20 protein-coding genes are annotated in these 21,783 nt (G+C 64.4%); 8 read left to right on the top strand and 12 right to left on the bottom strand.

What is annotated here, in order from left to right:
• Positions 1-48 precede the first annotated feature (48 nt).
• Together ACN0X7_RS00745 and ACN0X7_RS00740 are read left to right on the top strand one after the other, a co-directional pair.
• The gene (locus ACN0X7_RS00745; protein ID WP_417513073.1) at positions 49-1,407 is read left to right on the top strand and encodes an aminotransferase class III-fold pyridoxal phosphate-dependent enzyme; all 1,359 of its coding nucleotides are present in this window, start codon (positions 49-51) and stop codon (positions 1,405-1,407) included.
• A gap of 54 nt (positions 1,408-1,461) precedes the next feature.
• Positions 1,462-2,193 carry a L,D-transpeptidase family protein gene (locus tag ACN0X7_RS00740; RefSeq protein WP_417513071.1) on the top strand — a complete coding sequence of 244 codons (732 nt, stop codon included), beginning with the start codon at positions 1,462-1,464 and terminating at the stop codon, positions 2,191-2,193.
• Here ACN0X7_RS00740 and phaR read toward each other — a convergent pair.
• The gene (gene phaR, locus ACN0X7_RS00735) at positions 2,190-2,780 is read right to left on the bottom strand and encodes a polyhydroxyalkanoate synthesis repressor PhaR (RefSeq protein ID WP_417513069.1); all 591 of its coding nucleotides are present in this window, start codon (positions 2,778-2,780) and stop codon (positions 2,190-2,192) included. The genes ACN0X7_RS00740 and phaR overlap by 4 nt on opposite strands.
• Before the next feature lie 264 nt (positions 2,781-3,044).
• Between phaR and ACN0X7_RS00730 the strand changes: the two genes are divergently transcribed.
• The 3 genes from ACN0X7_RS00730 (at position 3,045) to phbB (ending at position 6,446) form a co-directional block, all read left to right on the top strand.
• Positions 3,045-4,280: an alpha/beta fold hydrolase gene (locus ACN0X7_RS00730; RefSeq protein WP_417513067.1), complete on the top strand. Its 1,236-nt coding sequence runs from the start codon at positions 3,045-3,047 to the stop codon at positions 4,278-4,280.
• Positions 4,281-4,460: 180 nt separating this feature from the next.
• Complete coding sequence (locus ACN0X7_RS00725) at positions 4,461-5,636, top strand: acetyl-CoA C-acetyltransferase (RefSeq protein WP_417513065.1); 1,176 nt, start codon at positions 4,461-4,463, stop codon at positions 5,634-5,636.
• A gap of 87 nt (positions 5,637-5,723) precedes the next feature.
• Positions 5,724-6,446, top strand: coding sequence for an acetoacetyl-CoA reductase (phbB, locus tag ACN0X7_RS00720; RefSeq protein ID WP_417513063.1), 723 nt, complete (start codon positions 5,724-5,726; stop codon positions 6,444-6,446).
• Positions 6,447-6,514: 68 nt separating this feature from the next.
• Here the strand turns inward: phbB and ACN0X7_RS00715 are convergent, their stop codons facing one another.
• Both ACN0X7_RS00715 and ACN0X7_RS00710 read right to left on the bottom strand, forming a co-directional pair.
• Positions 6,515-7,132 (bottom strand): histidine phosphotransferase family protein, encoded by a 618-nt coding sequence (locus ACN0X7_RS00715; protein ID WP_417513061.1) that lies wholly within the window; start codon positions 7,130-7,132, stop codon positions 6,515-6,517.
• Between the two features lie 145 nt (positions 7,133-7,277).
• Positions 7,278-8,732, bottom strand: coding sequence for an aldehyde dehydrogenase family protein (locus ACN0X7_RS00710; protein ID WP_417513059.1), 1,455 nt, complete (start codon positions 8,730-8,732; stop codon positions 7,278-7,280).
• A gap of 133 nt (positions 8,733-8,865) precedes the next feature.
• Here ACN0X7_RS00710 and ACN0X7_RS00705 point away from each other — a divergent pair, with 133 nt between their 5' ends.
• Complete coding sequence (locus ACN0X7_RS00705) at positions 8,866-9,306, top strand: tetratricopeptide repeat protein (RefSeq protein WP_417513057.1); 441 nt, start codon at positions 8,866-8,868, stop codon at positions 9,304-9,306.
• A 27-nt stretch (positions 9,307-9,333) separates the two neighbouring features.
• Here ACN0X7_RS00705 and ACN0X7_RS00700 read toward each other — a convergent pair whose 3' ends face one another.
• From ACN0X7_RS00700 to ACN0X7_RS00665, 8 genes are all read right to left on the bottom strand, one after another.
• Positions 9,334-9,933 carry a DUF4167 domain-containing protein gene (locus tag ACN0X7_RS00700; RefSeq protein WP_417513055.1) on the bottom strand — a complete coding sequence of 200 codons (600 nt, stop codon included), beginning with the start codon at positions 9,931-9,933 and terminating at the stop codon, positions 9,334-9,336.
• A gap of 176 nt (positions 9,934-10,109) precedes the next feature.
• Positions 10,110-10,964, bottom strand: a complete 855-nt coding sequence (prmC, locus tag ACN0X7_RS00695) for a peptide chain release factor N(5)-glutamine methyltransferase (RefSeq protein ID WP_417513053.1) — start codon at positions 10,962-10,964, stop codon at positions 10,110-10,112.
• Positions 10,954-12,039: a peptide chain release factor 1 gene (gene prfA / locus ACN0X7_RS00690; RefSeq protein WP_417513051.1), complete on the bottom strand. Its 1,086-nt coding sequence runs from the start codon at positions 12,037-12,039 to the stop codon at positions 10,954-10,956. The genes prmC and prfA overlap by 11 nt, the downstream gene beginning before the upstream one ends.
• A complete protein-coding gene (gene hisS / locus ACN0X7_RS00685) occupies positions 12,036-13,292 on the bottom strand; it encodes a histidine--tRNA ligase (RefSeq protein ID WP_417513049.1) in 1,257 nt (418 codons plus the stop codon). The genes prfA and hisS overlap by 4 nt, the downstream gene beginning before the upstream one ends.
• Positions 13,293-13,314: 22 nt before the next feature.
• Positions 13,315-14,442, bottom strand: coding sequence for a flavodoxin-dependent (E)-4-hydroxy-3-methylbut-2-enyl-diphosphate synthase (ispG, locus tag ACN0X7_RS00680; protein ID WP_417513047.1), 1,128 nt, complete (start codon positions 14,440-14,442; stop codon positions 13,315-13,317).
• Between the two features lie 125 nt (positions 14,443-14,567).
• Complete coding sequence (locus ACN0X7_RS00675; RefSeq protein WP_417513045.1) at positions 14,568-15,767, bottom strand: helix-turn-helix domain-containing protein; 1,200 nt, start codon at positions 15,765-15,767, stop codon at positions 14,568-14,570.
• Positions 15,768-15,923: 156 nt separating this feature from the next.
• On the bottom strand, positions 15,924-18,185 hold the full coding sequence (gene ptsP, locus ACN0X7_RS00670; RefSeq protein ID WP_417513043.1) for a phosphoenolpyruvate--protein phosphotransferase: 2,262 nt from the start codon (positions 18,183-18,185) through the stop codon (positions 15,924-15,926).
• Positions 18,186-18,242: 57 nt separating this feature from the next.
• On the bottom strand, positions 18,243-19,463 hold the full coding sequence (locus tag ACN0X7_RS00665; RefSeq protein WP_417513041.1) for an aspartate kinase: 1,221 nt from the start codon (positions 19,461-19,463) through the stop codon (positions 18,243-18,245).
• 121 nt (positions 19,464-19,584) lie between these two features.
• Between ACN0X7_RS00665 and ubiG the strand changes: the two genes are divergently transcribed.
• On the top strand, positions 19,585-20,328 hold the full coding sequence (ubiG, locus tag ACN0X7_RS00660; protein ID WP_417513039.1) for a bifunctional 2-polyprenyl-6-hydroxyphenol methylase/3-demethylubiquinol 3-O-methyltransferase UbiG: 744 nt from the start codon (positions 19,585-19,587) through the stop codon (positions 20,326-20,328).
• A gap of 1 nt (position 20,329) precedes the next feature.
• Here the strand turns inward: ubiG and ACN0X7_RS00655 are convergent, their stop codons facing one another.
• Entirely contained in the window at positions 20,330-21,361 is a 1,032-nt protein-coding gene (locus tag ACN0X7_RS00655; protein WP_417513037.1) for a putative metalloprotease CJM1_0395 family protein, read from the bottom strand.
• A 115-nt stretch (positions 21,362-21,476) separates the two neighbouring features.
• Between ACN0X7_RS00655 and ACN0X7_RS00650 the strand changes: the two genes are divergently transcribed.
• Complete coding sequence (locus ACN0X7_RS00650; RefSeq protein WP_417513035.1) at positions 21,477-21,776, top strand: putative quinol monooxygenase; 300 nt, start codon at positions 21,477-21,479, stop codon at positions 21,774-21,776.
• Positions 21,777-21,783: the final 7 nt, after the last annotated feature.

Here is a 21,783-nt window from a genome sequence, read left to right as displayed (position 1 = left end):
GTTGCCGATATGAGGTATGCTGACGGCAACAATCTCGGAGGTGCGGTCATGAACAACCCGGTTGAGGCCATCCGGAACACCGGTGTCGAGCGGCTGATGCTCGGTTTTTCGAACCTGCGGGAAACACGCGAGCAGCGCCCGATGGTGCTGACCAAGGGCGACGGTGTCTTCGTCACCGATGAAGATGGCAAACGGTTTCTCGACGCCAGCGCATCGTTCTACTGCGCGGCGCTGGGATATTCGAACGAACGGCTGATGCAGGCCGCGATCCGCCAGATGCAGGACATGCCGTTCTATGTTTCCGCACAGCAGCGCACCGTACCGGTCGTGATCGAACTGGCGGAACGCCTGGCCGCCCTGTCGCCGATCCCCGACGCGCATGTCGCCTTCGGTGCGACGGGTTCGGAAGCGAACGAGTTCGCGCTGAAGTTCATGCGTTACCGCAATACCTATCTGGGCAAGCCGGAAAAGAAGAAGATGATCAGCCGCCTCGGCAGCTATCACGGCGGCACGCTGCTGACCGCCGGTCTGGGCGGATCGAAGACGCTGCACGATGCGTTCGCGCTGCCGATGGAAGATCACCTGCTGGTCAGTCAGCCCGACTTCTTCAACAATGCCACGCCGGACGAAACCGAGGCCGATTTCACGGACCGGATGATCGGCGAGGTCGAGCAGATCATCGCGCAGGAAGGCGCGGCAACCATCGGCGCGTTCGTCGCCGAACCGTTGAGCTTCTCGGCCGGACTGGTGATTCCGCCGGAAGGCTATTTCAATCGCCTGACCACGCTGCTGGCCGAGAACGACATCCTGTTCATCGATGACGAGGTCATCACGGGCTATGGCCGGACCGGACAGATGTACGGCGCGAACACGCTGGGCTTCGTGCCCGACATCATGAGCTGCGCAAAGGCGATGAGCGGGGCGTACTTCCCGATTTCCGCGACCATCGTCGCCGGGGACATCTATCGCGATCTGGAGGCGCACAGCGACCTGCAGGGCCTGTTCGCCCATGCGGGCACCTATGCGGGGCACCCGGTCGGCGCGGCCGTCGCGCTGGAGATGCTGAACATCATCGACGAGACCGACCTGCCCGGTCAGGTGCGGGAGAAAGCGCCGGTGTTCGCGCGGCGGCTTGAGGCTCTGGCCGACCACCCTGCTGTTGCCGACGTGCGGACCATCGGCCTTGCCGGTGCCGTGCAGTTGAAGGCCGAGGGCGCGAACGCCACCGCCGCCGGTGCGCTGGCCGATACCGGCAAGCGGCTGGCCGCAGCTGCCGAGGCGCGCGGCCTGATCATCCGCATCACCGGCCCCAGCGCCGTGATCGCACCGCCGCTGATCATCTCGCTGGAAGAGATCGATCTGCTGTTCGACCGCTTCGAGGCTGCCCTGGATGACGTGACCGGCTGATCGCCGCCGGGCGTCCGCCCAATTCTGGCCCAGTTTGGCCTTCACGCTGGGCGCATGAAACGGCGATATCTTCTGAAACTCGGCCTCTCGGCTTTGGTCCTGGGTGGTGTCATCGCGCAGCGGGAGAACCTCTCTTTTCTTGCGCGCTCGGCCTATGCACGCGTCCGGCCCCGCCGATCGCTTGACGACGTGCTGTCGATCTACGGACCGGAGGCGCGCCGCAGGCTGCGGGGCCTGTTTGCCCGGCATGGCGCGGTCTACCCGCCCGCCTCGGTCACACTGATCGGGCTGAAACAGGAAAAACGGCTGGAACTCTGGGTGCCCGGCCGCGACGGTCAGCCGGTCCTGATCGCCAGCGATCCCATACTGGCGGCCAGTGGCGGTCCGGGGCCAAAACTGAAGGAAGGCGACCGTCAGGTGCCGGAGGGGTTGTACCGCATCACCTATCTGAACCCCAACAGCCGCTTTCACCTGTCACTCAGGGTGAACTATCCGAACGCGGCGGATCGTGCCAGGGCAGATGCAGAGGGTCGGGAGGATCCGGGCGGCGACATCATGATCCATGGGGAGGGCGGTTCGATCGGATGCCTGTCGATGTCCGACGCGGTCGCGGAAGACCTGTTCGTGCTGGCCGCCGATACGGGTATCGCGAATATCCGGGTCATCCTGTCGCCGCTCGACATGCGCCGCCTCGGCATCCCTGCGGCTCCTTCCGGCGCGCCGCCCTGGACCGGCGAGCTCTATCACACGATCGCCGCCGCGCTGGCGCGCTACGATACGGCCTAGTTCCGGCCCTTCATCAGCCGGTCAAGCTGGCGCTGCATTTCGTCGAGCTGCCCCTTGAGCTGGCCGATGTTGTCGCCTTCCTGCGTGGTTTCTTCCGCAGGAGGCGCCTGGTCGGGCGTGTTGCCGCCATGCACGAACGGGTTCCACAGGGTCATGGCCTTCTGGAACATTTCCATGTTGCGGCGCGTCACATCCTCGAACTGCTTCATCGGCGTTTCGATCGCCCCGCCGAACTGTTCCTTCATCTGTTCGCGGTTCTTGGCGAACGCTTCCATCGACATTTCCAGATAGCTCGGCAGGATGCCCTGAAGGCTGTCGCCGTAGAAGCTGATCAGCTGGCGCAGGAAGTTCACCGGCAGCACGTTCTGCCCCTTGCCCTCCGCCTCGAAGATGATCTGCGCCAGAACCGAGCGCGTGATGTCTTCGTTGGTTTTGGCGTCATAGACCACGAAGTGCACGTCGTCCTGCACCATCTCGGCCAGGTGGTCGAGGGTGACATAGGATGAGGTTGCCGTATTGTACAAACGCCGGTTCGCATATTTCTTGATCGTCACCGGTCCATCTGTATCGCGGTCGCGCTTGGCCATTCCATTCCCTTCCGAACAGTCCCGATAATCCCCACTATCGCCATACAATGCTGCGATGCGCAAGATTTTTGCGCACTGCACATCAGCGGCAGCGCATGGCGTTTCCCTGACGGAACGACTAGGATCGGACCATGTCTGAAAGCGAGGGCGATACTGTCGACCGGCTGGCTGACCGTTTCATCGGTCTCTGGCAGGCGCAGATGCAACTGATGTCTTCGGACGGATCATTCGCGACCGTGCTGCAGCAGTGGACCAGAGAGACCTATGGCGGAGAACAGCGAACCGACCCCGACCGGCGCGCGCCGTCTGTTCCCGCGGCCGCTGGGGCTGCACCTGACCAGCGCGATGATGGGGCTGACGGGCGCGGCGGCAGCGGCACCGCTCGCACGTAGAAACGCGGTCCCCTGGCACCCCAGTCTGCGGACCCGGGCGGAGACGCTGATCGCGGATCTGCAGGGGGTCAGCGATGCCGATCTGACGGCGGCGATCTGGCAGCAGGCGCAGCGTATTCTCGGCGACATGCTGCGCGGCATCCAGGCCTATCAGGATCATCCGTATCATCGGACGGCACCCGACATGCCGACGGTATGGCAGCAGGGTGCCGCGACCCTTTCGGACTTCGGCGGATCGGGGCGACCGGCCCTGTTCGTCCCGTCGCTGGTGAACCGGGCCTACGTCCTGGACCTTGAGGAAGGCAACAGCCTGTGCCGCTGGCTGGCGGCGCAGGGGAGCGTCCGCCCCCTTCTGCTGGACTGGGGGAAACCCGGCCCGGTGGAGAAACACCACGGGCTGGGCGATTACATCGCCGGGCCACTTCACAGTGCGCTCGATCATGCCGTGGCCGTGGCCGGCGGACCGGTTCCCCTGGTCGGTTACTGCATGGGCGGGACGCTGAGTGTCGCGGCGGCTCAGCTTTTCCGCGAGAAGGTCTCCCATCTGGCCCTGCTGGCGACGCCCTGGGATTTTCATGCGGACATTTCGGCACCTGCGAAGCTGTTCGCGGAATCCGTGCCCACGTGGCGGCCCGTGCTGGATGTCTTCGGCGAGATGCCGCTGGACCTGTTGCAGAGTTTCTTCGCGGCGCTGGATCCGGGACTGGCCCAGCGCAAGTTCACCCGCTTCGCCCGTCTTGACCCGGACAGCGAGGCTGCCCGCCGCTTCGTCATCCTGGAGGACTGGCTGAACGACGGCGTTCCGCTGACCGCCCGCGTCGCGATGGAAACCCTGGGCGGCTGGTTCGGCGAGAACCTGACGGCCGCGGGGCGCTGGATCGTGGACGGCCAGATCATCGACCCCGCCAGGATCAGCCAGCCCACGCTGATCGCCGTCCCCGCGCGAGACCGCATCGTACCCCCGGCGTCGGCGAAAGCGCTGTCGGATCGCATCGCGCATGCACAGGTTCTGGAACCCCAGGCCGGCCACATCGGAATGGTCGTCGGCAGCAGCGCGCGGTCGAACCTCTGGTCTCCGCTTCAGACCTGGTTCGATACTGCCGGGTAGAATTTGCTGCACCGCAACAAATTTCAGCGACATTCTGAAGCAATTTCTCGAAGACCTGTTTACAGTAGCCCGGTCAGTACTCACTATTGCGGCATCGCAACATTTATTGTTGCAGTGCAAAATCATCATCGGATCGCGGCATTTCGGATGTGGCATCCAGTTCTCGGGAGGAACTCAAACATGACAGATATCGTTATCGCCTCCGCCGCACGCACGCCCGTCGGCTCGTTCAATGGTGCCCTGGGTTCCGTGCCTGCGCATGATCTCGGCACGATCGCCATCAAGGGTGCGCTGGACCGTGCCGGCGTTGCACCCGAAGACGTTTCCGAAGTCATCATGGGCCAGATCCTTCAGGCCGGACAGGGCCAGAACCCTGCCCGCCAGGCCTCGATCAACGCCGGTGTCCCGAACGAAAGCCCTGCCTGGGGCGTCAACATGCTGTGCGGCTCCGGTCTGCGCACTGTGGCGCTCGGCTGGCAGGCCATCCGGAACGGTGACAGCTCCATCGTCGTGGCCGGCGGTCAGGAAAGCATGTCGCAGGCCCCGCACGTCGCGCACCTGCGCAACGGCCAGAAGATGGGCGACCTCGGTTTCGTCGATTCCATGATCAAGGACGGCCTCTGGGACGCCTTCAACGGCTATCACATGGGCAACACGGCGGAGAATGTCGCCGAACAGTGGCAGATCACGCGCGATGCCCAGGATGAATTCGCGCTGAACAGCCAGTTGAAGGCCGAGAAGGCCCAGAAGGAAGGCCGCTTCAAGGACGAGATCGTCCCGGTCACCATCAAGGGCCGCAAGGGCGATGTGGTGGTCGAGGACGATGAGTACATCCGCCACGGTGCGACCATCGAAAGCATGCAGAAGCTGCGCCCGGCCTTCGCCAAGGACGGCAGCGTCACCGCAGGCAATGCCTCGGGTATCAACGATGGTGCCGGCGCAGTCGTGCTGATGACCGGCGATGAAGCGAAGAAGCGCGGCATCACCCCGCTGGGCCGCATCGTTTCGTGGGCGCAGGCCGGTGTCGATCCGGCGATCATGGGCGTCGGCCCGATCCCGGCGTCACGCAAGGCGCTGGAGAAGGCCGGCTGGACGATGGACGATCTGGACCTGATCGAGGCCAACGAAGCGTTCGCCGCACAGGCCCTCGCCGTCGGCAAGGATCTCGGCATCGATCCGGACAAGCTGAACGTGAACGGCGGCGCCATCGCCATCGGTCACCCCATCGGCGCATCCGGTGCGCGCATCCTGAACACGCTGCTGTTCGAGATGCAGAAGCGCGACGCCAAGAAGGGCCTCGCGACGCTGTGCATCGGCGGCGGCATGGGCATCGCCATGTGCATCGAACGCGACTGATCGCAGGTCTCGCCGGTCGGAACTGACGGACAGTACCGACCGGTCTTCCTGCCCTCCCCCAATCAAAAAAACACGAGGAAACACATCATGGCACGAGTAGCTATCGTCACCGGCGGGACACGCGGCATCGGTCGCGCGATTTCCGAAACCCTGCGCGACGCGGGCATCAAGGTCGCCGCCAACTATGCCGGCAATGAGGAGAAGGCCAAGGCCTTCACCAACGAAACCGGTATCCCGTCCTACAAGTTCGATGTCTCCGACTTCGATGCCTGCCAGAAGGCGTGCGAACAGATCGCCAAGGAAGTCGGCCCCGTCGATATCGTGGTCAACAACGCGGGCATCACCCGCGACGGCACGCTGCAGCGCATGAGCGCCGAAGACTGGCAGGCGGTGATCGATACCAATCTCGGCGGCTGTTTCAACATGGCCAAGGCCTGTTTCGCGGGCATGCGCGAGCGCGGGTTCGGCCGCATCGTCAACATCGGCTCGATCAACGGTCAGGCCGGCCAGTACGGCCAGGTGAACTACGCGGCCGCCAAGTCCGGCATCCACGGTTTCACCAAGGCGCTGGCCCAGGAAGGGGCCCGTTTCAACATCACCTGCAACGCCATCGCCCCGGGCTATATCGACACCGACATGGTGGCCGCGGTCCCGGCCAATGTGCTGGAAAAGATCGTCGCCAAGATACCGATCGGCCGTCTGGGCCACGCCGACGAGATCGCGCGCGGCGTGCTGTTCCTCGTCTCGGATGATGCGACCTTTGTCACCGGTTCGACCATGTCGATCAACGGCGGTCAGCACATGTACTGATTGCCCCGTCGGGCTGCAGATCGAAAGGCCGATGCGTCCCGCGGGCGTGTCGGCCTTTTTTGTGCCCGCTATGCCGCGCTGATGATGAACTTGCCCGCGCTCTGCTTGATGTCGATCTCCAGCCCCTCGGCCTCGGCCAGCATCTGTGCCAGATAGCATTCGATGATACGGGCGTCCTCGCTTTCGGTGGCTTTCGTCGTACCCGAAAGCGCATCCACGACCTGTTCCGACAGGCCCGCGCGTTCGTGGCTGCCCGTGATCATCAGGGTCCGCGATGTCAGGTCGACGGTCAGTTCCCCGCCCCGCACCAGACCGGATGCGGCAGCCATCAGCAGGTTCAGTGCGATCCGTATCCGTGCCTTCGGGATCGCACCCTCAGCCGGTTCGGGCCAGATCAGATCCAGGCGATAATCCTCGAAGAAGTCCAGTGCGGCGCGGCGCGCATCATCGATCGCCAACGGCATCTCATCGCCTCCCGACGAGCCGAAAGCCAGCCGCAGGAACATCAGCCGGCGCGAGGCATTGGTCGCCGAATGCTTGAGCAGATCGAGCGCATCGCCCGCCATCGCCGGATCGTCTTCCATCTCCATCAGTTCGATACCGTTGGAAATGGCCCCGACCGGTCCGACCAGATCATGGCAGAGCCGCGAACAGATCAGCGAAGCGAAATTCAGATCGGCAGGCATGGCGGGAAAATCCGGGGCAGTGTTACGCAGACTTGAAAGCATCATCGGGTCCTGAACGACAGATCAACGGGGGCCGGGTTTGGCACAGGGCCGAACCTGACGCCCAATGATTGATGTTCAATGAATCAGATGTCTGCCAGGCGGCTCAGTCCTTGATTTCGGGCGAGTGAATGACGGTCATCTTGCGAACCTGCATCTCGTGCATCGAATGCGGCACACCGCCGACGCCATGGCCGGACTCTTTCAGACCTGCGAACGGCATCCAGTCGACACGGAAAGCGGTGTGATCGTTGACCATGACGGCGGACGCATCCAGACGGCTGCTGACCCGCATGATGCGGTCGATGTCCTGACCGAAGACCGCGGCCTGGAACGAGAACGGCAGGGAGTTGGCGCGATCAATCGCGGCCTCCATGTCATCGTACGAATAGACACAGACGACGGGGCCGAAGATTTCGGCGACCGACACCTTCGCATCCGCAGGCGGATCCAGGATCACCGTCGGCTTGTAGGCAGTGTCCGACAGTTTCTCGCCACCACACAGCACCTGACCGCCACCGGCCTTCGCTTCCTCGACCCATTCGTGCACACGATCCACCTCGCCGGGCGTGATCAGGGGGCCGATCTCGGTCGCGGCATCGGTCGGATCTCCCACCACCATCTTCGTCGCCGCGTCGGCCAATCGCGTGGCGAACTCCCTGGCGACCGCCTTCGGTGCGAAGACACGCTGGACCGACACGCAGACCTGACCGGCATGATAGAAGCCGCCCTTGGCGAGCGACGGCACGGCACGATCCAGATCGGCACCGTCGGTCAGGATGACCGGCGCAGCGCCGCCATGTTCCAGCGCGCAACGGGTGCCGGGTGCAAGCTGGCTGCGCAGGGTCCAGCCGACCTTGGCCGAACCGATAAAGCTGAAGAATCCCACACGGCTGTCCGTGACCATGGCGGTCGCGTCCTTGCGCTCGGCGGTCACGACGGCCTGACACCACTCGGGCGGCAATCCGGCCTCATGCAGGATCTGGACGAAATGCAGGCATGACAGGGCGGTCTTGTCGGCGGGCTTCACGATCACCGGACAGCCGGTCGCCACCGCAGGTGCCACCTGATGGGCGATCAGGTTCAGCGGATGGTTGAAGGCGCTGACGGCGACGACGACCCCGACGGGCTCCTGACGGGTAAAGGCGACGCGGTTCTTGGAGCTTTCGGTGACGCACATCGGAATGACTTCGCCGGCACGGCTGCGCAGTTCGTCGATGCAGATGTGGACACTGTCGATGGCCCGGTCGACCTCGACCAGCGAGTCGCCCAGCGGCTTGCCGCCTTCGCGTGCCGCTTCGACGGCCATCTGCTCACGGCGGTCCCGCATGATCGACATGGCACGCGTCAGGATCTGTACGCGTTCCCGGATCGGAATCCAGCTGTCGCGGTCGCGGTAAAGCGCGTAAGCATTTTCCAGCGCCTTCTCGACCGTGGCACTGTCGGCGCGCGCGACCGTCGCGATGGGCGACAGATCCCAGGGCGCGGAAACCGTGACCGGGCTCGCGCTGCTTTCGACACCAGGCACCAGCAACGGGACGTGCGGAATATCGGCTGACATGATCTGGAGACCCCCTCTTCCAGTAAGACCGGATCGACCGGCACATTTCACCTTGGCCCGATTGTCCACGACCACACGCACGAATGATAGCCCTGTTATCAGGCCTGATCGGTCACTCTGTTAGGATGGTCACATGCGAACGCGCGCCCTGATGTCCCTGTTGCTGCTGTTGCCGCAGTTCGCTGCTGCCAACCCGATGGCCGACGCGATGCAGGCGTTCGACGGCGGCGACTATGCGACGGCGCGGTCAATCTGGTCGGAACTGGCGGGGAATGGCGACCCGGAGGCCATGGTGGCACTGGCAAGCATGTATCAGTCCGGCGCGGGAACCCAAACCGATCGGGTCAGAGCGCGCGCACTCTATGCGGAAGCTGCGGTGCTGGGCAATCCGGATGCAATGCAGAATCTGGTCGAACTGATCGAGGCGGATGGCAGCGACCCGCATGCGCAAGAGCGTGCGCTGTGCTGGTATCTGATGGCCGCCGGGGCGGGGAAAAAATGGGCGCGGACGCAGGCGCACCGGCTGCTGACCAGGCTGGGGATCACAGACCCGGCCGGAAACTGCATCGACTGACATCGCGCCTGCGGGACAGGCACTCCGTCAGTCGGCTGCGTCTTCTGCCGTCGCGCGGTTCGCCCGGGCCGGCGCATCGTCGTCAGACGACCTGGCAGCCTTGTCGCCATCCCCATCGGCAGCGGACGCATTGTCCGGCTCTTTCGGGCGACGGGGCCGACGTGGCCGGGGGGCGCGCTTCACCACGCGCTCCAGTCCCGCGGTTTCCGATTCGTCGGACTGACCGTCGCGCGGCGTGGATGCCTGGACGTCGGGCTGATCCTGATCCGACGGATCGTTTCTCTCGTTCTTCTCGTTGTTCTGCTGCTGCGGCTGTTGCTGCTGCGGCTGTTGCTGCTGATCGTCATTGTCCTGCTGATCGTTCTGCGACGATTGCTGCGACGGCCGGTTCTGCTGCATGGACATCATGATGCGGTAATAATGCTCGGCGTGCTGCCAGTAGCCTTCCGCCGTCACGATATCACCCGATGCCGACGCATCGCGTGCCAGCTGGCTGTACTTGTCATAGACCTGATTGGCGTTGCCGCGAATCTTGCCGTCCGGCCCGTTGCTTTCATAGCTGCGATTGGGATTCGGCGAACGTCTGTTCGTGCGACCGCGCGCACGCTTGTTGTTTTGTGGTCTCATATTCCTGCCAATGGCCTGTCTGGGTCCTGACATGCTTCGACCTCTGGTCGAGCACGTGTTCGATCATCGCTCAGCGCTTGATACGAAATTGCGGGAGTGCTGCATGTATCGGTGGGCGTGCAGCGGTTTTCCTGATGCGAACGTACGCGTGGACCTTTGGATTTCCAAGTCTTTTTTTATGAAGGAACTGTGAAGGATAGCCCGCGCGTGTGCCCGCCCAGGTCAGTCGCGGTGCGATGCAGGACAAATCCTTCCGCTTCGGCAATGGAAATCACGTTGTCCGCCTGGCCGGCACCGATCTCCACCACCAGCCTCCCGTCATCGGTCAGATGATCCGAAGCCCTGTGAAAGATGCACCGATAGGGCGCGAGCCCGTCCGCGCCGCCCGCCAGGGCCAGAACCGGATCGAACAGGCGGACTTCCGGCATCAGGTCCGGGACGTCAGCATCCGGAATATAGGGCGGATTCGATATAATCAGATCGAAGCGCTCCCGGATGCCGTCCAGCCAGTTCCCGCGCCGAAATTGCACCCGATCTGACAGCGCGAGTGCCGTGGCGTTGAGACGGGCGACGGCCAGCGCATCATCTGAAAGATCGACCCCGACACCCTGCGCCCCGTCGCATTCCGCGACGATGGTCAGCAACAGGCAGCCCGTGCCGGTGCCCAGGTCGAGAACCCGGGCTTTCGGGGCCAATCCCTCCAGCGCCAGTTCGACCACGGCCTCGCTGTCGGGCCGGGGATCGAGGGTTGCAGGGGAAAGCCCGAAATCGCGCCCGTAGAACGCCCGGCGTCCGATGATCCGCGAGACGGGCTCATGCGCCATCCGCCGCCGGATCAGGGCCCGATAGCTGTCGGCAAGATCCGGGTCGACCGGCGTGTCATCGCCGGGCAGCAGACTGTTCGACGGACGATCCAGAATGCGGGCCAGCAGGATGCGCGCATCCAGACGCGCAGTCTCGATCCCTGCCTCCCGCAGCGCCAATGCGCCCTCTCTCAGCAGACCTTCGACGGTGCCTGATTCAGGTATCATCGCCGAGACTGGCCAGCAACCGTGCCTGATCTTCCGCGATCAGTTCATCGACGATCTCGCCCAGCGCATCGCCGGTCATCACTTCGGGCAGCTTGTACAGCGTCAGATTGATGCGGTGATCGGTGACGCGGCCCTGCGGGAAATTGTAGGTCCGAATGCGTTCCGACCGGTCGCCCGAGCCGATCTGATCACGCCGGTCGGCAGCGCGTTCGCTGGCAAGACGGTTGCGTTCGGCCTCATACAGCCGTGCGCGCAACACCTTCATCGCCTTTTCCTTGTTCTTGTGCTGCGATTTCTCGTCCTGCTGGGTAACCACCACGCCAGTCGGCAGATGCGTGATGCGCACCGCCGAATCGGTCGTATTCACCGACTGGCCGCCGGGACCCGACGCACGGTAGACATCGATTCTCAGGTCCTTCTCCTCGATCCGGACGTCGACCTCCTCGGCCTCCGGAAGCACGGCCACCGTTGCAGCCGACGTATGAATGCGGCCGCCGGATTCGGTCTGCGGCACGCGCTGGACGCGATGCGTACCCGATTCGAATTTCATGCGCGCGTAGACATTGGTGCCGTTCACCTCGGCGCTGCCTTCCTTCAGGCCGCCAAGATCGGATTCGGCCATGTCCATGACCTGAAACTTCCAGCCGTTCAGTTCGGCGAAGCGCTGATACATCCGGAACAGTTCGCCCGCGAACAGCGCCGCCTCGTCGCCGCCCGTGCCCGCGCGAACCTCCAGAATCGCACTGCGCGCATCGGCCTCGTCCTTCGGCAGCAGCATCAGTTGCACGTCGCGTTCAAGGACGGGCAGCGTCTCCTTCAGTTCGGCCAGTTCGGCCTGTGCCAGTTCACGCATCTCCGCGTCGCCGTCCGCGTCGGCGGCGAGTTCCTCCAGTTCACCAAGCTCGGTCTCTCTGGCCTGCAGTTCGCGGATCGCGTCAACGACGGGGGAAAGTTCGGCATACTCGCGCGACAGACCGGCGAATTCGGCGCTGCCGGCCGCGTCCGGGTCCGCCAGCAGGGCTGCCAGTTCATCCAGGCGCGCTGTGATCTGCCGCAAGCGGTCGCGCGGTATCACACGCGGCTGCCTTCGTAGGCGGCGAGCGCATCCTCCAGATCGGCGACGGTGACCTCGCGCTGTTCGCCGGTGTGCAGATCCTTCAGGTTCACGACGTCGCGTTCCAGCTCGTCATCGCCCAGCAGGATGGCGCACGCCGCGCCGATGCGATCGGCGCGCTTCATCCGCTTGCCGACGTTGCCCTTGAAGCCCAGTTCCACCACAAACCCCTTGCGGCGCAGCCACTGGGCCCATTTCGACGCCTCATATTCAGCAGCCTCCCCGACCGGGACAAGCACGATCGGGCGGGGTGCCGGCGTACTGACGCCCGAGAGCATGGCGAGGCGCTCGATCCCGCCGGCCCAGCCGATGCCCGGTGTCGGCGGTCCGCCGATCTGCTCGATCAGCCCGTCATAACGCCCGCCGGCGATCACCGCCCCCTGCGCGCCCAGCGCATCGGTGACGAACTCGAACGCCGTATGGGTGTAATAGTCCAGCCCGCGCACCAGCCGCGGATCGATTTCATATCCGATGCCCAGCGTGTCCAGCCCGGCCAGCACGTCACCGAAGAAATCCTGGCTGTGCTGGTTCAGATAGTCGGAGAACAGCGGCGCATCGACGACCAGCGCGCGATCGCCCTCATCCTTGGAATCGAGGATGCGCAGCGGGTTGCGGTCCAGCCGCGCGAGACTGTCTTCGGAGAGCCTGTCCCTGTGCGCGCCGAAATAGTCGACCAGCGCCGTGCGGTAGGCGTCGCGGCTCTCGGGATCGCCCAAGGTGTTGATATGCAGCACCGTCTTGTGCAGCACGTTCAACTGATTGAGGATCTCGGCCCCGGCAGAGATCACCTCGACATCCGCAGCCGGTTCGGGCGCGCCGATCACTTCCAGATCGATCTGATGGAACTGCCGCAACCGGCCCTTCTGCGGGCGCTCATAGCGGAACATCGGCCCTGCGGCGAAGGCCTTGAACGGCACCGACTGCTGCAGGCCGTTGGAGATGAAGGCCCGGCAGATCGCGGCGGTGTACTCGGGACGCAGGGTAATCGATTCACCCCCCCGGTCCTCGAACGTGTACATCTCCTTCGAGACGACATCCGAGGTCTCGCCCATCGAACGCGCGAAGACTTCGGTGAACTCGAAGATCGGGGTCGCGATCTCGCGATAACCGTGTGTCAGCGCGACACGGCGGGCGACGTCGATGACCGCCCGCTGCCCGGCAAAGTCATCGGCCAACAGATCATGGGTCCCGCGAACGGGTTGCACTTTCGCCAAACTGGTTCTCCGGAGCCTGCGTTCAGGCGGCGTCTGCCGCCCCGGTCGCCTTCGCCGCTTCAATCGCTGCGGCCTTTTCCTCGACCATGCTGACGATATGGTCAACCAGCTTGTCGTCGTCGATGTTGTGATCGGCAATGCCGCCGACGTAGACCTTGTGGCTGCGGCCCTTGGAGCCGCCCGTCAGGCCGATGTCCGTCTCGCGCGCCTCGCCCGGCCCGTTCACCACGCAGCCGATGATCGACAGCGACATCGGCGTCTTGATGTGACTGAGCCGTTCTTCCAGCACTTCAACCGTCTTGATGACCGGGAATGCCTGGCGCGCGCAGGACGGGCAGGAAATGATCGAGACGCCCCGCGTCCTCAGACCCAGCGACTTCAGAATGTCGTAGCCGACACGCACTTCCTCGACCGGGTCGGCGGACAGCGAGACGCGGATCGTGTCGCCGATCCCGGCCCACAGCAGGGCACCCAGGCCGATGGATGACTTCACGGTACCGCCGATCAGACCGCCCGCTTCGGTGATGCCCAGATGCAGCGGGTAGTCGCAGGCTTCGGCCAGACCCTGATAGGCCGCCACGGACAGGAACACGTCCGACGCCTTCACCGAGATCTTGAATTCGAAGAAGTCGTTGTCTTCCAGGATCCGCGCATGATCCAGCGCGCTTTCGACCATCGCCTCGGGACAGGGCTCGCCGTACTTTTCCAGCAGGTCCTTTTCCAGACTGCCGGCATTCACGCCGATCCGCATGGAACAGCCGTAATCCTTCGCCGCCTTCACCACGTCGCGGACCCGTTCGGCGGAACCGATGTTGCCCGGATTGATGCGCAGACAGGCGGCACCGGCTTCGGCCGCCTCGATGGCGCGTTTGTGGTGGAAATGAATGTCCGCCACGATCGGCACATCCACGGCCCGGACGATCTTCTTCAGCGCCGCGGTCGATTCCGCGTCCGGACAGGACACACGCACGATATCGGCCCCTGCTTCCTGCGCCGCGCGCACCTGCGCGATGGTCGCATCCGCGTCCGAGGTCAGCGTGTTGGTCATGGTCTGGACGGCGATCGGCGCGCCCCCGCCGATGGGCACATCGCCAACATGGATGCGCCGCGATTCCCGGCGGTAGATATCGCGATAGGGACGAACGCTCATCGGTCAGGTCCTATGGTTCTGAGAAGGTCCACAATTCTGTGGCTAACATGTCGTGTCGGGACCGGCCAATCAAGCTGACCTGCGGTCGCGGCATCAGTTTCCCGCTCCGGGTGGCCCGACAGCGACTATTGTGCGGCAGATCTGAGCTTGTCGGGATCCAGCAAAAGCATCCCGCCGTCGCTGGAAAGACGGTCTGCACGCCCCAGCAAGCGGCCGTCCACGATGATCTGGAGTCCGCCCACGTTGCTCGACTGCAGCACCACACCCGACAGGTCCGGCGACCGGTAGATATCGCCCGGCTTCAGGATGCGCGACGGCAGCAGGGTGCCACCGCCCGACAGTCGCACCATGATCCGGGTCTCCTCGGTCGCCCGCACGATCACACGGGAGTCCCGGTTCGCGATCCCCAGAACACGCGGGGCCGTCTCGTTCTCGGGCTCGATGTCGGGAACCGGCGGCGGTGCTGCCGCCACGTCGGCGAGCGGCGTCGCGCTGGATTCCGGCGCATCGGCAACGGGCCCGTCTGCAGTCCCGACCGTGTCGGGGGCTGGTGCCGGTGCCTCCTGATCGGTCGCCGGTGGTGCGGCAGTCTCGGTCGCCACTTCCAGCGGCATCGGCTCGGGAACAGTACCAGCGGCACCGCTGTTCTCAGCGACGCCCTCAGCCGGGACTTCGCCGTCCTGCCCGACGACAGGCAGGTCATCGGGCGCACCTTCCGCCAGGTCGGGCATCGGCGTCTCGGCGGCATTCGCTGCGGCCAGGGTGTTCGCGCGGACCTCCGCACGCCGTTCCGCATCCGCCGCCTGCTCGACGAAGCGTGGCGGCACCTCGGGCACCAGTTCGACGACCTCGACATCCTGCTGCTGATACAGGTACCAACCGCCGTAGACCGCCCCCGCCAGCATGAGCGACACCACGATCGTCAGCACGCCGGGCCGGCGGCTCTCGTCGGCCGGGATCGGAAAAGTCAGCTTGCGGCTGTGTCCGCCCGGACCGGCCTCGGTCTTGAACAGGCTGACGCAGACATCGCCATCCGCGCCCAGGAATTCGGCATAGGAGCGTATGAAGCCGATGGCATAGATCTGGCCGGGCAGATCGCCGAAACGGCCCGCCTCGATCGCTTCAAGGTGCGAGGTACGGATCCTCAGGCGGCTGGACACATCGTCCAGCGTCAGTCCACAGCGCAGGCGTTCGGCACGCAGTTCCGCACCGATACCGTCGTAGTAGGACCCGTCATCGTGCCCGTCCGGCTCAATACCGTGAATATTCAGCCGGGGCGCGCCAGACTGTTCACTGTCCTGAAACCTGCGGTTGCTTTCCGCCATCGCGCTTTCTTGGTCCTTTTCAAAAAAGAGCCGTGAATATTCTGATCGCACTTCTTGACCGGAATAAGGCCGGTCAGAATCGTCACCTGCATACCTCAGTCAGAGCAAAAAATGAAGCGATTCCGGGTGATAGCACCGGAAAGGCGGTCCCGTTCTTCAGGTCTCTATGTGATTGCGGCTGGCGAATTCTTGAAGCAGCGGCCGCAGCGTCCGTTCGTCCCGACCCAGCCAGCTTTCCATTTCGTGGCGCAACTGCCTGATATCGGTCGAGAGGATCAGTTCCTTGATCTGGCCGATGGCGTTCGAGCGCATCGACAGTTGCGTGAAACCCAGCCCCAGCAGGGCCAGCGTCTCCAGCGGCCGCCCGGCCATCTCGCCGCAGATGCTGAAGGGCGTCCCGGACTGTTCGCACAACCTGCTGATGCGGCGCAGGATCGAAAGAAACGCCGGGCTGAGGGAATCATACCGGTTCGAGACCCGTGCGCTTCCCCGGTCGACCGCATAGAGGAACTGCATCAGATCGTTCGACCCGATCGAAATGAAATCCACCATCGGCAGCAAGGCCGGCAGACGCCAGACCAGCGCGGGCACTTCCACCATCACGCCAAGCCGGATCCGGGACGGCGGTTCCCTTCCCTGTTTCCGGGCCCAGTCGATCTCCTTGTTCAGCACTTCGCGGGCCGCCTTGAACTCGGCCACATCCGCGACCATCGGGAACATCAGCGACAGCTCGCGCCCCGAGCACGCCGCCAGCAGGGCGCGCAGCTGCATCCGGAACAGGCCCGGATGATCCAGCGAGATACGGATCGCCCGCCAGCCCATGGCCGGGTTCTCCTCTTTCTCGCGTTTCATGTAGGGCAGCAGCTTGTCCCCGCCGACATCCAGCGTGCGGAATGTCACCGGCCTGCCCTCCGCCAGTTCCAGCACGGACTTGTAATAGTTGGTCTGTTCGATGAATCGCGGCAGGCGTCCGCGGACCATGAAATGCAGTTCCGTCCGGAACAGGCCGACACCGACCGCGCCCGCCTCGGCGACATGCTGCATATCCAGCAGGAGGCCGGCATTGCTCAACAGATCGACGGGCACGCCATCCCTGGAGACCGCCGGCACATCGCGCAGCGAGCGCCAGCGTGCCAGTTCTTCGGCCCGGACGGCCTCGATCTGGTCGAAGGCGCTGATGACGTCCTGTTCGGGGCGGATGAAGACCTGATCGTGCTCGGCATCGACGATCACCTGATCGCCCGGATCGATCGCTTCCGTGGCACCGTTGACGCCCCCGATCACCGGAATGTTCATGGCGCGTGCGACGATTGCCATGTGCGAACCCGCCGATCCGTTCTCCAGGATGACGCCCTTCAGCTTGCCGGTCCCGAAATCCAGCATCTCGGCAGGGCCCAGATCGCGCGCCACCAGGATCACATTGTCGGGCAGCGCGGGGTTGAAGACGTTGGACCCGCCCTGCAACCGGTTGATCAGCCGGTTGGCCAGATCGTCCATATCGGCGAGGCGCGCACGGATGTAGGGGTCCGGCACCTGCTGGAACCGCGCCCGGGTCTGGTCATGGGCCCGCTTGACGGCGGCTTCGGCGGTCAGGTTGGCAGAGACACCCTCCCGCATGCGACGCTGCCAGCCCGGATCGTGGGCGAACATGCGAAACGCCTGCATTACCTCACGGGATTCGCCGGCCGCCAGCACCGGCTGGGACAGCATTTCGTCGATCTGGGCCTGAACATCCTGAATGGCCGCGTTCAGCCGCTCCAGTTCGATCCGCGGGTCGTCTGCGATGGTGCGGGTGATCTCGATCCGGGGGGCATGCAGAACCGCCATACCCAGCGCGGCACCGTCCGTCAGGCGTCGGCCGGTAAGCCGTGTCGGCCCGGCGTTGGCGTTCAGCGATTCGGCCAGCACGTTGGGCGAAACCAGCGCGCCGTTACCGATCATCTCGGCGAACCCCATGGCGACGGTCTCAAGCGCTTCCTGCTCGTCATCCGCATAGTCGCGGCTGCGCGCATTCTGGACCACCAGCACACCGACGACCTTGCTGGAGTGCATGATGGGCACACCCAGCAGGGAACTGTAGATCTCCTCGCCTGTCTCTTCGCGGAATTCGAACAAGGGGTGCGCCTGGGCATCCCTCAGCCGCAGCGGCTTGGATGTCGCGGCGATATGGCCGACCAGCCCCTGACCGACCTGAAGCCGCGTCTGATGCACCGCGTCACGGTTCAGACCCTCGGTCTCGAACAGTTCCAGCACGTTGCCGGGCAGCATCAGATAAACCGAACAGACCTCGGCGACCATTGCACCGGCGACAAGCCGGACCACCTTGCTGAGCCGTTCCTCGGGCGTGTCGCTGCTCCGCATGATCTCGCGAAGCCTGCGCATCAGGAACTGCGGTCCGGTCATGGCACCAGCGCTCATGGTCAGCCGTCTCCGGGATTGAAGGGCCTGTGGTTCATCGGATCATCGGTCATTCCGTCACGCGGCATCCAGTTCGAAGGCCGTATGCAGGGCGCGTACGGCAAGTTCAGTATACTCATCCGCGATCAGCACACTGACCTTGATCTCGGACGTGGTGATGACCTGGATGTTGATCCCCTTCTCGGCCAGCGCCTGGAACATCGTCTTTGCCACGCCGACATGGCTGCGCATGCCAACCCCGACGATGGATACCTTCACCACATTCGGGTCGGCAGTCATGTCCGACCACTGCAGCGTCTCGCGCACGCCGTCCAGGACCTTCCGCGTCCGGTCGAGACTGTCGCGCGGTACCGTGAAGGTCAGGTCCGTGGTCGCGCCATCCTCGGAAACGTTCTGAACGATCATATCAACATTGATGTTTGCATCGGCAAGCGGTCCGAAGATGCCTGCCGAGACCCCGGGCTTGTCCGCCACATTGCGCAGGGTGATCTTGGCTTCGTTCGGCGCATAGGTAACGCCGTTGACCATCTGCTGTTCCACGATTTCCTCCTCGTCGACAACCAGCGTGCCGGGTTCGTCACTGAAGCTGGAGCGCACATGCACGCGCACGCCATGGTTCATGGCCAGCTCGACCGAGCGCGTCTGCAGCACCTTGGCGCCCAGAGATGCCAGTTCCAGCATCTCTTCGTAGGTGATCTTGTCCAGCTTGCGCGCCGCCGGGACAATGCGGGGGTCGGTCGTGTAGACGCCGTCCACGTCGGTATAGATATCACACCGGTCGGCCTTCAGCGCCGCGGCAAGCGCCACGGCCGAGGTGTCCGATCCGCCACGCCCAAGTGTCGTGATGCGCCCGTTCGGTGCCATGCCCTGAAAGCCGGCCACCACCGCGACCTGGCCCTCGCCGAAACGGCGGATGACTTCGCCGGTCTCGATCGAGGTGATCCGGGCCGCGCTGTGCACGTCGGTCGTGTGGATGGGCAACTGCCAACCCAGCCAGGAGCGCGCGTTCACGCCCAGATCCTGCAGCGCCATGGACATCAGGCCAATCGTCACCTGCTCGCCCGCGGCAACGACGGTATCGTATTCGCGGGCGTCGTGCATCGGGGCCGCGGCCCGGGTCAGGTCGACCAGACGGTTCGTCTCGCCCGACATGGCGGAGACGACGACAGCGATCTCGTGCCCTGCGTCGCTCTCGGCCTTCACCCGCAACGCAGCGCGCTGGATGCGTTCGATGTCGCCGACGGATGTACCGCCGAATTTCATGACGATGCGCGCCATAGCCAACCGCCGTTCAATCAGATGGATTGCAGATCATGCGGCCTTGCCGGAGCCGCGCGCACCTCTTAACTATCGGACAGGCGTCCCGCAAGTGCGGCGCCGCAGAAAGGCAGTGCCAGACGTGTCCGAAACCGTTGCAACGACAGTCGATGACGCCGAGATCGAGCGCTTCTCGGCACTGGCCGAGACATGGTGGGATCCCGAAGGCCCCATGAAGCCGCTGCATCGGCTGACCCCGGCCCGGATGCGCTATCTGACGCACCGCCTGACCCGCCATTTCGACAGGCCGGAAGGCGGGGAAGCCCTCACGGATCTCGACATTCTGGATATCGGATGTGGCGGCGGACTGGTTTCGGAACCGCTGTCGCGGCTCGCCGCCTCCGTGACCGGCGTCGATGCTTCTGAGAAGAACATCAAGGCCGCCCGTATGCACGCCGCGGAAGCCGGACTGCCGGTCACCTATCGCCACGATACCGCCGAGGCCCTGGCCGCGGCCGGTGAGCAGTTCGACGCGGTGATGGCGCTGGAAATCATCGAACATGTCGCCGATCCGGCGCTGTTCGTGTCCTCGATCGCGCAGCTTGTGAAACCCGGCGGCCTGGTCATTTTCTCGACGATCAACCGCACGCCCAAGGCCTACGCCCTCTCCATCGTCGGTGCCGAATACATTCTGGGGTGGCTGCCACGGGGCACGCACACCTATTCGAAGTTCGTGAAACCATCGGAGCTGGCGCGTCACTGCCGCGCTGCGGGTCTGAAGGTCGACGACCTGACGGGGCTGGTCTACTCACCGCTGTCCGGTTTCTCGCTGAGTGCCACGGACATCGATGTGAACTATTTCGCCAGCGCGACGAAACCCGGCTGAATCAGACGCGGATGTCGATGCCGGTGCGGCGTGTCGGAGACAGCGCCTCGGCCTGTGTGGCCGCCGCGATATCCTGACCGCCGATCCCGCCTGTCAGGCCACCCGATGCGCGCTCGACAGACTGACCGAAGGCGTTCGCGGCCGTCTCGAAAGAGGCGGAGACGCCCGGCAGTCCACCGAAGCTATTCTCCACACCATCCGTTCCGACACGATCGCCGAAACCGCTGCCGATCGTGTCGGAGGCCTGCGGGCCGAAGCCCGTTTGCCTGTCATCCTGCTGCCCCGGCGACGTTCTGTCGGTCGGCAGGCTGCCCGGATCGCCAACCGGCCCCGCCTCGCCCGCCGTCCGGTCGATACCGGTCGTGGACGCAGCGATTTCCGGTCCACTGGTCGCGTCTCCGGCGTCGTCCTCGCCCGAGAACCGCGCTCTCTGTTCTTCCGCGCGGATACTGTTCAGTTCAGCTCTGGCATCGGCACGCTTCGCCTCGGCATCCGCCGCGACACTGCGATCCTGTCCCGAGGGTTCCGACGGTGCCAGCGCAGCGCGCTTGACGACTTCCATCTTGCGCACCGTGGCGGCAGGATCGCCCGGCACCGGAGAGGTGCTGATGGAGACGTGGCCACCCACGGCGTAGGAGCGGCCATCGGGGCCGCGCTCGAATTCATACTCCGGAGAACCCGCATACTGTCCGCCGACACGGGCGTGCGCCTGTTCGTGGGCGCGGACCTCGCGGTCGCGGGCCTGAAGCTCCCTCACCCGGTCACGGTCGGCGTCGCTCAGATCGCTGGAGAGCCCGGTCTCGGGTTTCGGCTGCTCTTCGGTTGTCTGACGGGGCTTGCCGGCCTCTTCCTGTGCCGCGACCAGCGTGCTGCCAGCGACGGTGAGGCCGCGCTGCTCGATGAAGCGGCGACCGGGCTGCTGTTCCTCCGGGCGCGCAGGCACGGGTGCCCGCTCGGCCTCGCGCACCGGACGCGCGGCAACAGCCGGCGCCGACTGGGCGATCGGTGTCGAGGTCTGCAGGGCCGTGATCATGCGTCGGCCCGTCCTGTATCGAACAGAGTTCCGGTCATGCTCCCACCCTGCACAGCCGGCTTTAAGAAATCGTAAACCCGGCATAAGCTGCGCCTTCAAAAGGGGAGGCAAGAACATGATCGTCGTCAGCGGAACGTTCAGACTGGGTGCGAGCAGCGTCGAGGCGGCGAAGGCCGCCGCCATCGAAATGGCAAGGGAAACCCGGAAGGAAGACGGCTGTATCACCTATGCCTTCTTCCAGAGCATCGAGGAGCCAACCACCTTCCGCGTGTTCGAGGAATGGGAAAGCGATGTCCACCTGAAGGCCCACTTCGAGGTCGCCCACATGAAGACCTTTCGCGCCCGTCTCGGCGAACTGGAAGTGCTGGAGCGCAATGTGAAGAAGTATGTGGTCGCGGATGTCGAGGGGCTTTGATCCGCAG

This window comes from Minwuia sp., from assembly GCF_048263705.1.
In the GTDB taxonomy this organism is placed as follows: domain Bacteria; phylum Pseudomonadota; class Alphaproteobacteria; order Minwuiales; family Minwuiaceae; genus Minwuia.
Note: the sequence above shows the minus strand (reverse complement) of the source record. Positions and strands in the feature narration are given on the sequence as shown.